Here is a 643-nt window from a genome sequence, read left to right on the forward strand (position 1 = left end):
AAATTCCATGATTCCTTGCCTAAAGACAAGGCTAGAGAATCAGACGCAACTTCAGTGGCTAATCAAGGGATCCACTACTGTAATCAAATGTTTAGCCTGGAGCACGCTTGGGAAGATCTTTCCGCTGAAGAGAGATACGAGAAGCGTCAGTCTGAATTAAAGCCTCTGCTAGAGAAGTTTTCCGACTGGTGCTCCAAGAAATCAATCTCCGTGTTGCCTTCCGGCAAGCTGGGGACGGCCTTCCAGTATTGCATAAAGCACATGGACAAGTTCATGAACGTTCTAAAAGATGGTCGCCTTGAACTGTCCAACAACAGAGCAGAACGAGCAGTCAAAGAGATCGTCATGGGACGCAAGAACTGGCTCTTTTCACAGAGCAGTTCCGGCGCCAAGTCCATGGCTATCATTATGAGCATACTCGAAACTGCCAAGCAAAATGGCTTGGATCAATTCAAATATATCAACTATCTTCTAGACAAGCTGCCCAATGAGCTGTCATTATTAGACAATCAACGTCTGGAAGCCTATTTACCATGGGCTGAGAATGTTCAGCTCCACTGCAAGTAAAGTCCCATAAACTGATTAATCCCATCTTAGCATTGCTAGGATGGGATTTTAATATACTCTGCTATTGGGTGCTTAC

1 pseudogene is annotated in these 643 nt (G+C 44.8%); it reads left to right on the forward strand.

The annotated features are described in order from the left end of the window. Positions 1-567 (forward strand): annotated as a pseudogene (locus ACYVUV_RS12345) (IS66-like element short variant transposase); the annotation flags it as partial. Positions 568-643: the final 76 nt, after the last annotated feature.

The organism is Lactobacillus sp. WILCCON 0149, assembly GCF_057197965.1.